We start from the raw sequence: 17,619 nt of genomic DNA, 5'->3' as shown, positions 1-17,619 counted from the left end.
TCACTTCGCGGCCGCCTGCACGGTCGGTGGGGGCGGGGCCGGCGCGGGGAGCGCGACCGCGGGCACGCCCGGCGTCCCTAGCGTGCTCGCCATCCACGGCAGCGCCGACGCGAAAGCGTGTGCGGCGAAGGGCCAGTCGTGCTTTCCCGGTTGCGTCACCACCTCGCATGCGATGCCGTTGGCGGCGCCGGTCGCGCACAGCGTGTTCGCCGCGGAGGCTTGATCGCTGGTGTGTGCGGCCGCGTCGCGGCCGCCGAGGCCACTACCGCCGCTGTTACCCGCATTCACCACGGGCGGGGTCACCACCGACGGCGTTCCGTTGACGTCGAACCACGCCGAGACCCCCGTGTAGCGGCCGTGCTTGGCGATCACGGTCATGGGGTCGAAGCTCGCGTACTCGGCCTTGTCGCCGCTGAACAGCCGATCGATCGTCTGCTGCTGGTTGCCCGAGTTCGGCGCGATGTCACCGGCGATGTCCTCGATGGTGCTGAACAGGTCGGGGTGCATGACGGCGAGGTCGACGGCGCAGGTGCCACCCATCGACCAGCCGACGATGCCCCATTTCGCGGGGTCGGTGCTGACTCCGTAGGTGGCCTCCATGAACGGCGGCACGTCCTTGGTCAGGTGGTCGGCGGCGTTCCCGCGGGCGCCGTTCACGCACTCGGTGTCGTTGTTGAACGCGCCGCCGGAGTCGACGAACACCAGCACAGGGGCATTGCCGCCGTGGGCGGCGGCGAAATCGTCGATGGTCTTGATGGCGTTACCCGCGCGGAGCCAATCGGCCGGGGTGTTGAACTCACCGCCGATCATCATCACGGTGGGCAGGGGCGGCGGCGGGTCGCTGGCGTACCAGGCGGGCGGCAGGTAGACGAGTTCACCGCGGTGCTTGAACCCCGAGGCCGCCGAGCCGATATCGACCGGAACGACGGTGCCGGCCGCGGGGATCCTGCGGGCCTTCTGCATCGCCACGACGGTGCCCTGGTCGGTCTGGTCCGGGAGGGGGCCCGCGGTCAGCTGATTCCACGCGTTCTGCACGGTGGGGAAGTAGCCGACCCAGAGGTTCAGTGCGAGCGCCGCGCACAGCAATGAGAGCGGAACGGCCGCGATCGCCGCACCGCGCCGCCACCAGCGCGCCCCGCGCCAGCCCGCAGCCAGCACGACGACGGAGATCCCGACGACGGCGATCCAGATCCACAGCACATTCGGAGCCGGATCGTCGGCGAGTCCCTCCGCGGCGATGTACCAGTAGGCCGACGCGGCCAGGAGCGCGCCGACGGCAACCGCGGCGGGTAGCCACACGCGGCGCCAGGTGCGCGTGCGCCAGCCGATCGCCGCCACCACGATGACCGCCGCGATCGCCTGGATCGTCAGCGGGAGCCATCCGTGCATCAACGAAAGGTGTTGTTGCCGAAAATCTCCGGCGGCAGTTAACAACGACGTCACGGGGACATCGTGGCCGCCGTTCCTCGTGACAACCTGTGAAATCAGCGTGGCTTCGCCAACGGGAACGGCAACGTCTCGCGGATGCTGCGGCCGGTGATGAGCATGACAACTCGATCCACGCCCACACCGAGTCCTCCCGTCGGCGGCATGGCGTACTCCATCGCCTGAAGGAAGTCCTCGTCGAGTTCCATCGCCTCGGGATCGCCGCCTGCAGCCAGCAGCGACTGCTCCTCGAGGCGCCGACGCTGCTCGACGGGATCGGTCAGCTCGCTGTAGGCGGTGCCGAGTTCGACCCCCCACGCCACCAGATCCCAGCGCTCGGCGACTCCGGGAATGCTGCGATGCGGTCGGGTCAGCGGTGACACCGACGTGGGGAAGTCCTTGTAGAACGTCGGCCGCTCGGTCTGCCCTTCGACCAGCCGCTCGTAGAGTTCGAGCACGACCGCCCCGGCATCCCAGTGGGTCAGGTACGGCACCCCGGCCCCGTCGCACAGCGACCTCAGCGTCCCGAGATCGGTGTCCGGTCCGATCTCCTCGCCCAGCGCCTCGGACACCGCGCCGTGCACGGTCTTGACCGGCCACTCGCCGGAGATGTCGACGGCCTCCAGCGTGCCCTCGATCTCGCCCGGCCGCATGACGACCTGCCGTCCGTTGGCGGCTTCCGCGGCGTTCTGGATCAGCTCGCGGCAGCCGTCCACCCACACGTTGTAGTCCGCGTGCGCCTGATACGCCTCGAGCAGGGTGAACTCGGGATTGTGGCTGAAATCCACGCCCTCGTTGCGGAACGCGCGGCCGAGTTCGAACACCCGCTCCACACCGCCTACGCAGAGCCTCTTGAGGTAGAGCTCGGGCGCGATCCGGAGATAGAGGTTCAGGTCGTAGGCGTTGATGTGCGTCATGAACGGCCGCGCGTTCGCACCACCGTGGATCTGCTGCAGGATAGGAGTCTCGACTTCGAGGAAACCCTTGCCCACCAACGTCTCCCGGATGGCGTGCAGGATCCGGCTGCGAGCGGTGATGAGGTCGCGGGCCTCGGTGTTGATCGCGAGGTCGACGTAGCGGGTCCGGACTCTGGCCTCCGGATCGGTCAACCCCTTCCACTTGTCGGGCAGGGGGCGCAGGCACTTGCCGATCAGCCGCCAGCTCGTCACGATGAGCGACGGTGTTCCCGACTTGCTCGCGCCCATCGTGCCGGTCACCTCGATGAGGTCTCCGAGGTCGAGGGCGGCGGTGAAGTCGGACGCGCGGCCCTCGCGGAGTTCGGAGTTGTCGAGCAGCAGTTGCATCTCGCCCGACCAGTCGCGCAGTTGGGCGAACAGCACGGAACCGTAGTCGCGCATGCGCAGGACGCGACCGGCCACGCTCACCTGTTCGCCGTCGGTGGCGGCGGCCGCGGCGACGGTGTGGCTGGGCGGCTGACCCACGGGGTAGGCGTCGACGCCGTTGTCCTGCAGGGTCTTCAGCTTGGCCATCCGAACCCGAACCTGCTCGGGCAACCGGGTGGTGGTGCCGACGACGTCGTCGGCGTGCATGGCGACGCTGTCCGGTGCGCTGCCGTCCTGATGCAGCAGCCCGGACCTCGCCAGGGAGTCGGGCACCGCCGAGTGGTGGCCGGTGTGCTGCTTGTTGCGACGGCTGAAGGGCAGCACCAGGAAGCCCTCGGCGATCACCGAGGCGACCCCGACCCGTGGAATCAGCCTGGCGTCCTCGTAACACGCGTACCGCGGCACCCACTCGGGCTGGTACTTCATGTTGGACCGGTACAGGGTTTCGAGCTGCCACCACTTCGAGAAGAACACCAGCAGGGCACGCCACAACCGCGCAACCGGACCCGCACCCAGCTGCGCGCCCTCTTCGAACGCCGAGCGGAACATGGCGAAGTTCAACGAGATTCGGGTGATCCCGATGTTCTCAGACTGCAGGCACAGCTCGCTGACCATCAGTTCGATGGTGCCGTTGGGGGACTTCGGCGACCTGCGCATCACATCGAGCGAGACACCGTTGCCACCCCAGGGCACCAGGGACAGCATCGCCACGACCGCACCGCTCTCGGGCTCCCCGTCGACCGCCTCGACCAGCAGACAGTCGCTGTCGGCGGGATCGCCGAGTCGACCGAGCGCCATCGAGAACCCGCGCTCGGTCTCGGTATCGCGCCACGCGTCGGCACGTTCGATGACCTCGGTCATCTCGTCCGCCGACAGGTCCCGGTGCCTGCGGATGCGGACCGTGAGCCCGGCCCGCCGGGCCCGCGTGACGGCCTGACGTACGGGCTTCATGTCGGGCCCGGACAGTTTGAAGCTGTCGGGATGCAGGATCGCTTCGTCGCCGAGTTCGAGAGCGTTGAGACCACCCTCGCGAAACGCTTGTGCACCAGCGGAACTCGCGCCCATCACACCGGGCGCCCACCCGTAGGCCTCGCAGAGCTTGAGCCAGGCGACGATCGCGGCCGGCCAGGCGCGTGGATCGCCGACGGGGTCTCCACTGGCTAAGCACACCCCGACTTCGACGCGGTACGTGATGGCGGCTCGGCCGTTGGGAGCGAACACCACCGACTTGTCGCGGCGGGTGGCGAAGTAGCCGAGCGAGTCGTTCTTGCCGTACATCTCGAGTAACCCGCGGATCGCCGATTCGTCCTCGCCGGTGAGCGCGTTCTCGTCCTTCTGCGAACGGAACAGCACGATCGCGGCGGCCATGAGGGCGAGCGCGCCGAACAGGCCGAGCGCGGCGTTGATGATGACGGGCGGATGCTGTTCGTCGAAGGCACCGGCGTCCACTCCCGCGAAGGCGACGACGCGGTTGGCGGCGTACAGCAGTCGGTAGTCACGGTCGAGTGAGCCGGGGAAGAGTTCCAGCAGCCCCCAGCCCACCAGGATGCCGATGGCCATCCCGGTGAGCAGGGTGGCGATCGCCTTGACCAGCGCCGCGCGACGCACCTTGGCCCAGAACTCCTTGCGCGCCAACAGCAGGAAGGCGATCGCGGCCAGGTGGAACGCCAGGCCGATCACCTCGCCGATGTCCTCCATCACCGTCTCGCCGCCGGTGACCAGGTCGCCGACGTTCCAGCCGACGGCGGCGACCATGTACAGCAGCAGGATGGACCAGGCGATGCGCTTGCGCGCCGCGAGTGCGGCGGCCAGCAGCGCCAGAACGAACGCCCACGCGAAGCTCGTGTCGGGGAAGTTGAAGATGTAGTCGTTGACGAACTCGCGTGGAATGCGGATCAACACGCGCACCGAATGGGACACGCTGGCGATCAGGGACAGCGTCGCGATCACGCCCACGGTCCAGCCCGCCGCCGCGGGCACCCACCAGAACGCCGATCGTTGGTGCTGCTGCCGGTCAACCGCGGTCAGGGTCATAGGCCGCGAGGATAAACGCTGCAGCCGTGAAATGGGTGGGACTACTGCACGGCCGTCACCAGACGGGTCCCGTGAACCACTCGCCCGGCCCCTTGCCCGGCTCCTCGGGTGCGGCACTCGCCTCCCGGAACGCCAGCTGCAGACTCTTCAGTCCGTCGCGCATCGGTCCCGCGTGCGGGCCGAGGTACTCGACCGAGCCCTTCAGCAGTCCCGCGAGTGCGTTGATGAGTCGGCGCGCCTCGTCCAGATCGCGGTGCGGGCTGTCGTCCGGGTCCTCGGCGCCGAGGCCCAGTTTCTCTGCGGCCGCACTCATGAGCATGACCGCCGAGCGTGAGATGACCTCGATGGCGGGAATCATCGCCAGATCGCGGACGGCGGCGGAGCCGTCAAGATCGCCGGAGTCAGGGGCATCGGTCATGCCTGCTAGACTTGCACGCGCGACCGTCCCGGCACACGCCGGGACAGCAAGTGGAGTCCCACTCCCACCGCTGGCCGATCAGGCTCAGCGGTCCGGTCCCGAACACGCCGAGCGTGTTCGTTCTGCGCTATGCGCAGGCGGCGAAAGCCGTGATCGGTCGGCTTGGGCCCTGCTATGAGCAGGGCTTTTCTGTTCTCCGGAACAGAGTGCTGGGTGGTGTGGTTCTCCGCATGAAGAGTACCGACCAGGGAGGCCCCATCAGCACTGAGACCCGCGTCAACGAGCGCATCCGCGTACCTGAAGTTCGCCTTATCGGACCGGGCGGTGAACAGGTAGGCATCGTGCGCATCGAAGATGCACTCCGCGTCGCCGCGGATGCCGATCTCGATCTCGTCGAAGTAGCCCCAGACGCCAAACCGCCGGTTTGCAAGATCATGGACTACGGCAAGTACAAGTACGAGACGGCACAGAAGGCACGCGAGTCTCGCAAGAACCAGCAGCAGACCGTGGTCAAGGAACAGAAGCTCCGACCCAAGATCGACCCCCACGATTACGAGACCAAGAAGGGTCACGTCATCCGCTTCCTCGAAGCCGGGTCCAAGGTCAAGGTGACGATCATGTTCCGCGGACGCGAGCAGTCGCGACCCGAACTGGGCTTCCGACTCCTGCAGCGCCTGGGTGCCGACGTCGCCGATTTCGGCTTCGTCGAGACCTCGGCCAAGCAGGACGGCCGCAACATGACGATGGTGCTGGCACCGCACCGCGGCGCGAAGACTCGTGCCAAGGCGGCGCACGATGCCGACGCTCCGGCGGCTCAGCGCGCAAGCGCGGAACCCGCCGAGGCACCAGACCAAGCAACACAGACCTAAGAGGAACACCCATGCCCAAGGCGAAGACCCACAGCGGCGCTTCGAAGCGGTTCCGGACCACCGGAACCGGCAAGATCGTGCGTCAGAAGGCGAACAAGCGCCACCTGCTGGAGCACAAGGCCAGCAAGCGCACCCGTCGCCTCGACGGCCGGACCGTGGTCGCGAAGAACGACACCGCCCGCGTCACCAAGATGCTGAACGGCTGAGCTGACCCGATTTTCGGTCTCCTGACCGCTACGACAATAAGGAACACCCCATGGCACGCGTGAAGCGCGCACTCAACGCCCAGAAGAAGCGGCGTACCGTTCTCAAGGCCTCGAAGGGCTACCGCGGGCAGCGCTCGCGGCTGTACCGCAAGGCCAAAGAGCAGCAACTGCATTCGTTGACCTACGCCTACCGCGACCGGCGCGCCCGCAAGGGTGAGTTCCGGAAGCTGTGGATCTCGCGTATCAACGCCGCGGCCCGCGCCAACGACATCACCTACAACCGACTGATCCAGGGCCTTAAGGCCGCTGGGGTCGAGGTGGACCGCAAGAACCTGGCCGAGATCGCCGTCAGCGACCCGGCCGCGTTCACCGCGCTCGTCGACGTCGCACGCAAGGCTCTGCCGGAGGACGTCAACGCCCCGTCGGGCGAGGCCGCCTGAGCATCAGCCCGGTTTCGCTCACCGAGCGTTCGGCCCGTGTAGTCGCGGCAGCCAAGCTGCTGCGACTCGCGGGCCGTCGCCGTGCTGGGAGGTTTCTGGTCGAAGGCGCCAACCTCGTCGAGGCCGCTCTGCGGCACCGCCTCGCGGTCGAGGTGTTCGCAACGGATGCGGCGATGAGCCGCTTCGCCGACCTCCTCGCCGGCGCCGAGGTGCACCTGATCACCGACAAGGCCGCGAAGTCGTTGTCGGACACCGTGACTCCGGTGGGCTTGTACGCGGTGTGTGACCGGCCGTCCGCGTCGCTGGTCGACGTGCTCGCGGACCGGCCGCAACTGGTGCTCGTCGCCGTCGCGACGTCGGAACCCGGCAATGCGGGCACCCTCATCCGGATCGCCGACGCGATGGGAGCCGACGCGGTGATCCTCACCGACGACAGCGTGGACCCGTTCAACGGGAAGTGCCTGCGCGCGTCGGCCGGCAGCGTCTTCTCCGTCCCCGTCCTCGAAGCACCCGATTCCCGCACGCTGATCGCCGAATTGCGGTCGGCGGGTCTGGCGGTGCGCGCCACCACACTCGACGCGGAGACCTCGCTCGACGCGGTGGATCTGACCCGACCCACCGCCTGGCTGTTCGGTTCGGAGGCGCACGGTCTCGCCTCGGACGTCGCGGCCTTGGCCGACGAGCGCGTTCGGGTGCCGATGTGGGGCGGTGCGGAGAGCTTGAACGTCGCCGCAGCCGCCGCCATCTGCCTGTACGAAAGCGCTCGAACGCTTCGACGGGGGTAATCCGCCAACGGAATTGGTGAGCCGTGCTATCTTTCTCGGCGATACATCTCGGGTGGCTTCTGTAACGCCCGCGACCTGCCACGACGCCGGGGGAGCAATGACCCGTTACGACTACATCATTGCGGGAGCCGGCTCGGCGGGATGCGTTCTGGCCAACCGGCTGTCGGCCGACCCCGCGGTGTCCGTCCTGCTCGTCGAGGCCGGCGGCCCCGATCGCCATCCGATGTTCCACGTGCCCAAGGGCGGTGGGCTCCTGATGGCCAAGGAGAAGTACGCCTGGCACTACGCCACGACGCCGTTCGGCCCGCGGCAGCGCACCGAAACCTGGACCAGGGGCAAGGTGATCGGTGGCTCCAGTTCGATCAACGGCATGGTCTACAACCGCGGCAACCGCGCGGACTACGACGCGTTGGTACGGCTCGGCAACCCCGGCTGGGGCTGGGACGACATCCTGCCCGTGTTCAAGGGCTTCGAGGACAACGCGTTCGGCGCATCGCCGACCAGGGGCGCGGGCGGCCCGCTGCACGTCTCGGTGGCTGCGGATCAGGACGTGCTGTGCCAGGAGATCGTCGCCGCGGGCGCGGCGCTGGGCCTGGACGCGGTGCAGGACGTCAACGAATCCGACGCCGCCAGAATTGGTTTCACCCCGGCGACCATCAAGAACGGTCGGCGGGTGAGCTCGGCCGACGCGTTCCTGAAGCCGGTGCGCCGCCGCCCCAACCTGACGGTGCTCGTCAACACGACGGTGAATCGGGTGCTCCTCGACAACGGCCGCGCCGTCGCCCTCGAACTCGTCGACGCGAGCGGCACCCGGTCGACCGTGCACACCGACCGCGAGATCATCCTCTCGCTGGGCAGTATGGGTAGTCCCAAGCTCCTGCAGCTGTCCGGCATCGGACCGCGCGACGTGCTGGCGGACGCCGGTGTCCCCGTCGTCGTCGAGAGCGATAACGTGGGCCGCCGGATGCGGGAGCATCGCTGTTTCGTGCTCCGGTACCGATTGAACGAGAATCTCGGCTTCAACCGGCAGCTGTCCTCGAGCCTCGGACAGGCCAGAACGGCGGCGAAGTACCTGGCGACGCACCGGGGACTGCTCGCCACGCCGACGTTCGACGTGCTCGCCTTCCTGAAATCATCCGAAGCGGCTGAACGCGTGGACGGCCAACTTCTCCTGGGGCCCTTCACGATTCCCGCCTATCAGGAGAACGAGGCGATGACCATCGAGCGCGAGCCGGGGTTCTCCTGTCTCGGCTTCGCATTGCGCCCGACCTCGGAGGGCAGCGTCCACATCACCGCGGCGGACCCCGCTGCCGCGTTGCGTCTCGAGCCCAACTACCTGACGAGCGACCACGACCGCTCCGTGACCGCGAACCTGATCCGCCGCACCCGTGAACTGTTCACCCGCTCACCGATCGCCGAGCGCATAGATCACGAGGTGTTCCCCGGTCCGCAGGTGGAGACCGACGACGACATCGTCGACTCGGCACTCGACGGCGGGTACACCGGATACCACGCCGTCGGCAGCTGCGCGATGGGCGCCGGCGACGACGACGTGGTGGACAGCCGGCTGCGGGTCAGGGGAGTGGCGGGGCTCCGGGTCGTCGACTGCTCGGCGATGCCGATCATGCTGGCGGGCAACCTCAACGGCCCGGTGATGGCGATGGCGGCGAAGGCCGCCGAGTTCATCCTCGAGGATCGCTGAGCAGCCCCTTGGCCACGTGGGTGATCTGCACCTCGTTGCTGCCCGCGTAGATCATCAGCGACTTCGCGTCACGGGCCAGCTGTTCGACGCGGTACTCGGTCATGTAGCCGTTTCCGCCGAACAACTGCACGGCGTCCATGGCGACGTCGGTGGCGGCCTGCGAGCTGTACCACTTCATCGCCGACGCCTCGGCCAGCGAGATCGGCGCACCCTGCTGCGCCGCCTCGATGACGCGGAACAGCATGTTGCGCACGTTGATCCGGGCCACCTCCATGGTGGCGATCTTCAACTGGATGAGCTGGAACTGCCCGATCTCCCGGCCCCACAGCGTGCGCGACCTGGCGTAGTCCACGCACAGTCGCAGGCACTCCTCGATCACCCCGAGCGCCATCGCCACCACCCCGATGCGCTCGGCGGAGAAGTTCGATCGGGCGCTGTCACGGCCGTCGCCGGCGCTGTTGTCCTCGGTCTCGCCGAGCAGTCGATCGCGGCCGAGGCGCACGTTGTCGAAGAACAGTTCGCCGGTGCGGGAGCTGTGGATTCCCATCTTGCGGAACGGCTTACCCTGCACGAAACCGTCCATGCCGCGGTCGAGCACGAACGTCAGGACCTTGCGGGCGCGCTTGTCCGCGCCGTCACCCTCGTCCAGTTTCGCGTAGACGACCGTGACATCGGCGTCGGGTCCGTTCGTGATGAACGTCTTCTGGCCGTTGAGGATGTAGTCGTCACCATCGCGCACCACGTAGGACTTCATCCCGCCGAACGCGTCGGACCCCGAGTCGGGTTCGGTGATGGCCCAGGCGCCGATCTTCTCGTAGGTGACGAGTTCGGGTAACCAGCGTTCCTGCTGCGCGAGCGTCCCGCGCGACTGGATGGTCGGGACCGTGAGTCCGAGGCTGACGCCCATTCCGGTGACCACGCCCATGCTCGCGCGACACAGTTCGCTCACGACGACGAAACCCATGCCGGCCTGGTCGCCGCCACCGCCGAACATGCCGCCCGACGGGGCGCTCCGACTCTCGTCACCGTCGCGCAGCCTCGCCAGCCGCCGCTCGAGCGCCTCCTTGGCCATCGCGTCGATACCGAAGGTGGAGAACAACTTCCGGATGATCGGGTAGGGCGTCATGTCGCCGCTCTCGAGATCGTCGAGATGCGGACGGATCTCCTTATCGACGAAATCGCGCACCGCGTCGCGAACGGCGATGTCGACGTCAGACCATTCGAGCATGTGTCAGGCAGCCCTTTCCGGTTTCCAGCTGGCGCGCGCCGGGCGTAGGCCCGCGAGCGAGAACGTGGTGTGCACGAGCGACCCCGCGCGTTCGATCAGCGACTTCTGGCGCGGCACGTAGTGCACGGGCAGCGTGCGACGGTCGCGCGGCGGCGCGGTGAACGCCGGCGCTTCGACCAGCGGGGCGTCAGCGGGAATCCGGCCCTCGGCGCGCTTGTACGCGGCGACCGCGCGCGGGTGCAACCGGATCTCGTCGGGCACTGCGAGGAAGGCGATCTCGACGGCCTTCCCGAACAGTCGCAGGATCACCTCGTCGCTCGGCGTCCACCGCATGCCCGCCTTCTCGCGAAGAGCCGGGTCGAACAGTCCGGCGGCAATCCAGCGCTGCGCACCGACGAGCGGCCGGAACATCTGGTCCCACACTCCGGTCGGCATAAGGACGAACCACGGCTTCGGGATGCGGATCGAGAAGATGTCGAGCGTCGCCTTGTTGATCTCGAGTTCGTCGGCGCAGGTGCGGTCCCAGTACTCGCAGAAGTCCTCCCAGCTGTCCGGGACTGGCCGCATGCTCATGCCGTACATCCGGTACCACTGCACGTGCTCGTCGAAGAGCTGCCGCTTCTCGGCTTCGGTGAGCCCGCCGCAGAAGTACTCCGCGGTCTTGATGATCAGCATGAAGAAGGTGGCGTGCGCCCAGTAGAACGTCTCGGGGTTCAGCGCGTGGTAGCGCCTGCCCGCCGCGTCGGTGCCCTTGATGGACTCGTGGTAGCCGCGGATCTGAGCACCGGTGCGTGCGGCGCGGTCGCCGTCGTAGACCACACCCATGATGGGGTACACCGATCGCGCCACCCGCTGCAGCGGCTCGCGCAGCAGGATCGAGTGATCCTCGACGCCAGCGCCGAGCTCGGGATACATGTTCTGGATCGCGCCGATCCACACACCGAGCATTCCGGTGCGCAGGTCGCCGAAGTACTTCCACGTGAGGGAATCGGGGCCGAGCGGTGTCGAGGTCGTCGTTGATCTCGCGGTCATGGTGTCCTCGCTAGCTGATCAGACCCACGGGTATGCGGCCACGATAGGCATGACAACACACGTTGTCCACGATCTGCGGGCGCGTCGGCGCGCACTGTTACCGACCTGCGATCCACCCCGTCCTCCGCCGAACGTTGGTTACCGCCACGGTCCGGCGCGATTTCGCGTGGCGGTAACCAACGTTCGGCGGAAAGGGGGTGTGATCAAGGTCTGTTGCCGCCCCTTCTCGACGACACCTAGGGTGGCGGCTGTGGATGTCGAATCGTTCGAGGAACGGATCGGCGGGCAGGAGCGCAGCGACTCGGGGTCGACGTCGCGCGGGCAGGACGAGGAGCGCGACCACACGCCCCGGGGTGGCGGTCCGCTGCACTGGCTGAAGAGCACCAACCACAGTCCCGCTGTCATAGCCTTCATCAAACGCGCGCGCCGGGCCCTGCCGGGGGACCCGGATTTCGGCGACCCGCTGTCCGCCGACGGCGTCGGCGGACCGCGAGCCGCCGCACGGGCCGCGGACCGGCTGCTCGACAGAGACGCGGCGTCCAAGGAGTTCAGCCTCGCGGGTCTGCAGGTCTGGCAGGCCCTGACCGAACGGGTGTCGGGGCGTCCCGCCAACCGCGAGGTGACGCTGGTGTTCACCGACCTGGTGGGGTTCTCCGACTGGTCGCTGCGCGCCGGCGACGACGCCACCCTCGCGCTACTGCGCCGGGTCGCCCAGGTCGCGGAGCCACCGCTGCTCGCCGCGGGCGGCCACATCGTCAAGCGCATGGGCGACGGCACGATGGCCGTGTTCTCGAAGCCGGCGACCGCGGTACGAGCAGTGCTCACGGCCCTTGAGGCGGTCAAAACCGTCGAGGTGGGCGGCTACACACCCGTGATGCGGGCGGGCATCCACACCGGGCGGCCGCATCGCATCGGGTCGGACTGGCTGGGTATCGACGTGAACATCGCCGCCAGGGTCATGGACCGAGCGACCAGGGGCGGTCTGGTCGTATCGCAGACGACCCTGGACGGCATCGGCCCCGAGGACCTCGACCGGCTCGGGATCACGACCAAACGGGTGCGCAAGCAGCTCTTCTCGCCGCGCATCGCAGGTGTTCCCGAAAATCTGGCCATGCACTGGGTGAAGATTCGCAGTGATCTGTCAGGTGGCGATCCGGAGTTCGCTGAGGACGCCGGGGCATAGTCGAACGGGTGGTACCCGCAGCACTGTCCCGGTGGCCGGCCCGATTGCCGCGGATACCGGCCACCGCTGCGTACACGGTCGCGGTGCTGTGGATCAGCACGGCGATGGCCGACCTGGACGACGATGCCCGCGATCGCATCGTCCGGCACGCCAGCACGAACCTGCACAATCTGGCCCACGGCCGGCTCGGCACCCTGCTGACGAGCGCGTTCGTGATGGACGTCCCGGCACTGTCGATCTGGCTGCCCTGCCTGGTGTGTCTGTTGGCTGCGGCCGAACTGCTCTGGGGTAGCACGCGCCTGGTCGTCGCCTTCGTCATCGGGCACCTCGGCGCGACGCTGCTGGTCGCGGCGGGTCTGGCCGCCGCGGTGGAGTTCACCTGGCTGCCCGCGTCGATCAGCCGCGCCAGTGACGTCGGCATGAGCTACGGCGCCATGGGCGTGGTGGGTGCGCTGACCGCTGCCGTCCCGTCGAGGTGGCGAGCGTCCTGGGTCGGCTGGTGGCTCGGCGCGGGGGTCGTCGTCGCGGTGGACGGCGACTTCACGGACGCGGGTCACCTGGTCGCTCTGCTGCTCGGGATCGCCGTGTCGGCGCGGTTCGGCACGTCTGCGCAGTGGTCGCCGTGGCGTGTCGCGCTGGCGGTCGTCGGGGTCGCCTTCGGCTTCCTCGTGCTCACCAGCTCGGCCGCCGCGTTCGTCGCCGCGCCCGCCGGCGGCGCGCTCGGAGCGGTGGCCGGGCTGGCGGGCGCGGCCCTGTGGGATCGGCACCCGCCCGTATCGCGGGTCACACCCGCCCCATAGCTATGATCGCCGGGTGGCTGACCAGCCCAGTGAAACGAATCTGACCGACGACGCGCTGACCGCGGCCGTCGGCGCTGCGCGGCGCGCGTTCGACGACGCGACGGACCTCGATGCGCTGGCGCTCGCCAAGACCGAGCACCTCGGCGACAAGTCGCCGATCGCGCTCGCGCGGCAGGCACTGGGCACACTGCCCAAAACCGACCGCGCCGACGCGGGCAAGCGGGTGAACGTCGCCCGGACCGAAGCCCAGGCGGCGTTCGACGCCCGTATCGAGGTGTTGCGCGCCGAGCGCGACGCCGCGGCCCTGGTCGCCGAGCGCATCGACGTCACCTTGCCGTCGACCCGTCAGCCGATCGGCGCGCGGCACCCGATCACGATCCTCGCCGAGCACGTCGCCGACACCTTCGTCGCGATGGGCTGGGAACTGGCCGAAGGTCCCGAGGTCGAGACCGAGCAGTTCAACTTCGACGCACTCAACTTCCCGCCGGACCACCCGGCCCGCAGCGAGCAGGACACGTTCCACGTCGCACCCGACGGCTCCCGCCAGGTGCTGCGCACCCACACCTCGCCGGTGCAGATCCGCGCGCTGCTGGAGCGTGAGCTGCCCGTCTACATCGTCTCGATCGGGCGGACCTTCCGTACCGACGAGCTCGACTCCACGCACACACCGGTGTTCCATCAGGTCGAGGGCCTTGCCGTCGACAAGGGCCTGAACATGGCCAACCTGAGGGGCACCCTCGACGCGTTCGCCCGCGCCGAGTTCGGTCCGCAGGGCCGTACCCGCTTCCGCCCGCACTTCTTCCCGTTCACCGAACCGTCGGCCGAGGTCGACGTGTGGTTCGAGAACAAGAAGGGCGGCCCCGGCTGGGTCGAGTGGGGCGGCTGCGGCATGGTCAACCCGAATGTGTTGCGCGCCTGCGGTATCGACCCCGACGTGTACTCGGGTTTCGCATTCGGCATGGGATTGGAGCGAACCCTGCAGTTCCGCAACGGGATTCCCGATATGCGCGACATGGTCGAGGGCGACGTGCGGTTCTCGCTGCCCTTCGGGGTGGGCGCCTGATGCGCGTTCCCTACAGCTGGCTGCGCGACGTGGTATCGGCCGGCACTCCCGGTTGGGACGTCGGCGCGGACGAACTGGAGCAGGCGTTCATCCGCATCGGCCACGAGGTCGAGGACGTCATCGCAGTCGGCCCGGTGTCCGGCCCGCTGACGGTCGGCCGCGTCGCCGACATCGAGGAGCTCACCGAGTTCAAGAAACCCATCCGGGCGTGCAAGGTGGACGTCGGCGAGTCGGAGCTGCGGGACATCGTCTGCGGTGCAACGAATTTCGCTGTGGATGATCTGGTGGTCGTGGCGCTGCCGGGCACCACACTGCCGGGTGACTTCACGATCGCCAAGCGCAAGACCTACGGGCGCACGTCCGACGGCATGATCTGCTCGGCCTCCGAGCTCAATCTGGGGTCCGATCACGCGGGGATCCTGGTGCTCCCGCCGGGCAGCGCGGAGCCGGGGACGCCGGCCGCCGACGTGCTCGGCCTCGACGACGTCGTCTTCGACCTCGCGATCACCCCCGACCGCGGGTACTGCCTGTCGATCCGCGGGATGGCCCGCGAGATCGCGTGCGCCTTCGACCTCGACTACGCCGATCCCGTCGACGCCGTCGAGGCGCTGCCCGTGACCGGCGAGGCGTGGCCGCTGACGGTGCAGCCCGGCACCGGTGTCCTGCGATTCGGTCTGCGCCCGGTCACCGGCATCGACCCGACGGCGGTGTCACCGTGGTGGCTGCAACGCCGTCTGCTGCTATCCGGCATCCGCGCCATCTCGCCCGCCGTCGACGTCACGAACTACGTCATGCTCGAGATCGGCCATCCGATGCACGCCCACGATCGCAGCCTGATCAACGGCGGTTTCGACGTCAGGTTCGCCGCGCCGGGGGAGAAGGTGGTCACCCTCGACGACGTCGAGCGCTCCCTCGACCCAGCCGACGTGCTCATCGTCGACGACGTCGCCACCGCGGCCATCGGCGGCGTCATGGGCGCCGGCACCACCGAGGTGCGCGACACCACCGTCGACGTCCTGCTCGAAGCGGCGGTGTGGGATCCGGCGGCCGTGTCCCGCACTCAGCGCCGCCTGCACCTCGTCAGCGAGGCGGGCCGTCGGTACGAGCGCACCGTCGACCCCGCCATCTCCGTTGCCGCCCTTGATCGGTGCGCGTCACTGCTCGCCGAGATCGCGAACGGCACCGTCGAGCCGACGCTCACCGACTGGCGGGGCGATCCGCCTAGGGACGACTGGTCGCCCGGCGCGGTCAGCATGCCGCTGGATCTGCCGGACCGCACGGCCGGCGTCGACTACCCCGACGGTGCCACCGCCCGTCGGCTGACGCAGATCGGCGGCGCCGTCGCGGTCTCCGGCGACGAGATCACGGTGGTCCCGCCGAGTTGGCGCACCGACATCAGGGAGCCCGCGGACCTCGTCGAGGAGGTGCTGCGCCTCGAGGGACTGGACAAGATCCCGTCCGTGCTGCCGTCGGCCCCGCCCGGTCGCGGGCTGAGCGCGGCCCAGAAGCGGCGGCGCGCCATCGGAAAGTCCTTGGCGCTCAACGGCTACGTGGAGATCCTGCCGACGCCGTTTCTCCCCGCGGGGGTGTTCGACACCTGGGGGCTCTCCGCCGACGATCCGCGTCGCGCGACGATGTCGGTGCTCAACCCGCTGGAGGCCGACCGCCCGCAGCTGGCGTCGACGCTGCTGCCGGGCCTGCTGGAATCGTTGGTGCGCAACATCTCCCGAGGAGCACCCGACACCGCGCTGTTCGGCATCGAACAGGTCGTGCAGGCGACCCCGCAGACCGCCGCGATCGACCCGATCCCCGTCGACAGGCGCCCGACGGAAGCCGAGATCGCCGCGATCGACGCCGCACTGCCGCGCCAGCCGCTGCACGTCGGCGTCGTGCTGGCGGGGCGGCGCGAACCCGCAGGACCGTGGGGACCGGGCCGGGCCGCCGATGCCGTCGACGCCTTCGAGGCGGTGCGGATCATCGCCCGCGCGTGCAGCGTCGAGGTGACACTGCGCGCAGCACAGCATCTGCCGTGGCACCCGGGGCGCTGCGCCGAGGTGCTCGTCGGGGATGTCGTCGTCGGGTACGCCGGCCAGTTGCATCCGGCCGTGATCGAACGCGGAGGTCTGCCGAAGGGCACCTGTGCCGTGGAACTCGATCTCGACGCCGTGCCGCTCACCGAACCTCTGCCGCTGCCGGCGGTGTCCCCGTTCCCCGCGGTGTTCCAGGACGTCAGCCTGATCGTCGACGACGGCGTGGCGGCGCAGGCGGTGGTCGACGCCGTTCGCGAAGGGGCGGGCGAGCTGCTCGAGGACGTCCGACTCTTCGACGTCTACACCGGCCCGCAGATCGGCGAGGGCAGGAAGTCGCTGACCCTCGCGCTGCGATTCCGCGCTCCCGACCGCACGCTCACCGAGGACGAGGCCAGCGCGGCCAGAGACGCGGCGGTTGCGGCGGCGGCCGCCAGGGTCGACGCGGCGCAACGCACCTGATGTCGATAGCCATTCGCGACGAGTCGCCGTCGGACGTGGCAGAGATCCGTGCGATCACCACAGCGGCCTTCGCCGACGTGCCCCGGAGTCGTCAGACCGAGGCGGCGATCGTCGACGCGCTGCGGGCGGCCAACGCGTTGACCGTGTCACTGGTGGCGATCGACGACGATCAGATCGTCGGGCACGTCGCGGTGTCGCCCGCGTCGATCGACGGTGATGCGAATCTCGGCTGGTACGGCGGTGGACCCCTGTCAGTGCGACCCGACCGCCAGCGCAACGGCATCGGTACGGCCCTCGTCCGGGCCGCGTTCGAGCGGTTGCGAGAGCTCGGGGCCCGCGGTTGCGTGGTCGTCGGTGACGCCGACTACTACCGCAGGTTCGGCTTCGCCTGCCCTCGGTCCCTGGTAGTGCCCGGTGTGCCGCCGGAGAACGTCTTGGCGCTGGCGCTGGACGATGAGATTCCTGCCGGGACAGTCGCCTTCCATCCGGCGTTCGCGGCGCAAGAAGACGCACCTCAGGAGTAGCGCGTCGGACCGGCGATCCGGACGGACAAACAGCCGACGGAATTGATTTGCAACCGTCTGCATAACCATGCAGAATCA

General features: G+C 68.7%; 15 protein-coding genes. 10 read left to right on the top strand and 5 right to left on the bottom strand.

The window, feature by feature from the left end; all coding sequences use genetic code 11:
• From NM203_RS10280 to NM203_RS10270, 3 genes are all read right to left on the bottom strand, one after another.
• Window positions 1–1,389 carry an alpha/beta hydrolase gene (locus NM203_RS10280; RefSeq protein ID WP_255059781.1) on the bottom strand — a complete coding sequence of 463 codons (1,389 nt, stop codon included), beginning with the start codon at window positions 1,387–1,389 and terminating at the stop codon, window positions 1–3.
• 95 nt (window positions 1,390–1,484) lie between these two features.
• Window positions 1,485–4,802, bottom strand: coding sequence for a bifunctional lysylphosphatidylglycerol synthetase/lysine--tRNA ligase LysX (gene lysX / locus NM203_RS10275; RefSeq protein WP_255059780.1), 3,318 nt, complete (start codon window positions 4,800–4,802; stop codon window positions 1,485–1,487).
• A gap of 55 nt (window positions 4,803–4,857) precedes the next feature.
• Window positions 4,858–5,220, bottom strand: a complete 363-nt coding sequence (locus NM203_RS10270; RefSeq protein ID WP_255059779.1) for a DUF1844 domain-containing protein — start codon at window positions 5,218–5,220, stop codon at window positions 4,858–4,860.
• A 230-nt stretch (window positions 5,221–5,450) separates the two neighbouring features.
• Here NM203_RS10270 and infC point away from each other — a divergent pair, with 230 nt between their 5' ends.
• The 5 genes from infC (at window position 5,451) to NM203_RS10245 (ending at window position 9,222) form a co-directional block, all read left to right on the top strand.
• Window positions 5,451–6,089, top strand: coding sequence for a translation initiation factor IF-3 (infC, locus tag NM203_RS10265; protein WP_255060388.1), 639 nt, complete (start codon window positions 5,451–5,453; stop codon window positions 6,087–6,089).
• Window positions 6,090–6,100: 11 nt separating this feature from the next.
• Entirely contained in the window at window positions 6,101–6,295 is a 195-nt protein-coding gene (gene rpmI / locus NM203_RS10260) for a 50S ribosomal protein L35 (protein ID WP_255059778.1), read from the top strand.
• 50 nt (window positions 6,296–6,345) lie between these two features.
• Window positions 6,346–6,735, top strand: a complete 390-nt coding sequence (gene rplT, locus NM203_RS10255) for a 50S ribosomal protein L20 (RefSeq protein WP_255059777.1) — start codon at window positions 6,346–6,348, stop codon at window positions 6,733–6,735.
• 2 nt (window positions 6,736–6,737) lie between these two features.
• A complete protein-coding gene (locus tag NM203_RS10250; protein WP_255060387.1) occupies window positions 6,738–7,520 on the top strand; it encodes a TrmH family RNA methyltransferase in 783 nt (260 codons plus the stop codon).
• Between the two features lie 97 nt (window positions 7,521–7,617).
• Window positions 7,618–9,222: a GMC family oxidoreductase gene (locus NM203_RS10245; RefSeq protein WP_255059776.1), complete on the top strand. Its 1,605-nt coding sequence runs from the start codon at window positions 7,618–7,620 to the stop codon at window positions 9,220–9,222.
• On the opposite strand, the gene NM203_RS10240 is transcribed toward NM203_RS10245, so the two are convergent.
• Window positions 9,203–10,450, bottom strand: a complete 1,248-nt coding sequence (locus NM203_RS10240) for an acyl-CoA dehydrogenase family protein (RefSeq protein WP_255059775.1) — start codon at window positions 10,448–10,450, stop codon at window positions 9,203–9,205. The genes NM203_RS10245 and NM203_RS10240 overlap by 20 nt on opposite strands.
• 3 nt (window positions 10,451–10,453) lie before the next feature.
• Complete coding sequence (locus NM203_RS10235; protein ID WP_255059774.1) at window positions 10,454–11,482, bottom strand: oxygenase MpaB family protein; 1,029 nt, start codon at window positions 11,480–11,482, stop codon at window positions 10,454–10,456.
• 250 nt (window positions 11,483–11,732) lie between these two features.
• Here NM203_RS10235 and NM203_RS10230 point away from each other — a divergent pair, with 250 nt between their 5' ends.
• Genes NM203_RS10230 through NM203_RS10210 form a run of 5 tightly spaced genes read left to right on the top strand, consistent with a single transcriptional unit; the run spans window position 11,733 to window position 17,541 of the window.
• On the top strand, window positions 11,733–12,665 hold the full coding sequence (locus NM203_RS10230) for an adenylate/guanylate cyclase domain-containing protein (RefSeq protein ID WP_408633329.1): 933 nt from the start codon (window positions 11,733–11,735) through the stop codon (window positions 12,663–12,665).
• Between the two features lie 8 nt (window positions 12,666–12,673).
• On the top strand, window positions 12,674–13,465 hold the full coding sequence (locus NM203_RS10225) for a rhomboid-like protein (RefSeq protein ID WP_408633328.1): 792 nt from the start codon (window positions 12,674–12,676) through the stop codon (window positions 13,463–13,465).
• A gap of 13 nt (window positions 13,466–13,478) precedes the next feature.
• On the top strand, window positions 13,479–14,528 hold the full coding sequence (pheS, locus tag NM203_RS10220; RefSeq protein ID WP_255059773.1) for a phenylalanine--tRNA ligase subunit alpha: 1,050 nt from the start codon (window positions 13,479–13,481) through the stop codon (window positions 14,526–14,528).
• Window positions 14,528–17,017: a phenylalanine--tRNA ligase subunit beta gene (pheT, locus tag NM203_RS10215; RefSeq protein WP_255059772.1), complete on the top strand. Its 2,490-nt coding sequence runs from the start codon at window positions 14,528–14,530 to the stop codon at window positions 17,015–17,017. Before pheS ends, pheT begins: the two co-directional genes overlap by 1 nt.
• Window positions 17,017–17,541: a GNAT family N-acetyltransferase gene (locus tag NM203_RS10210; RefSeq protein WP_255059771.1), complete on the top strand. Its 525-nt coding sequence runs from the start codon at window positions 17,017–17,019 to the stop codon at window positions 17,539–17,541. The genes pheT and NM203_RS10210 overlap by 1 nt, the downstream gene beginning before the upstream one ends.
• Window positions 17,542–17,619: the final 78 nt, after the last annotated feature.

The sequence above is a fragment of the Mycolicibacterium arenosum genome, assembly GCF_024320865.1.
GTDB lineage: Bacteria > Actinomycetota > Actinomycetes > Mycobacteriales > Mycobacteriaceae > Mycobacterium > Mycobacterium arenosum.
Note: the sequence above shows the minus strand (reverse complement) of the source record. Positions and strands in the feature narration are given on the sequence as shown.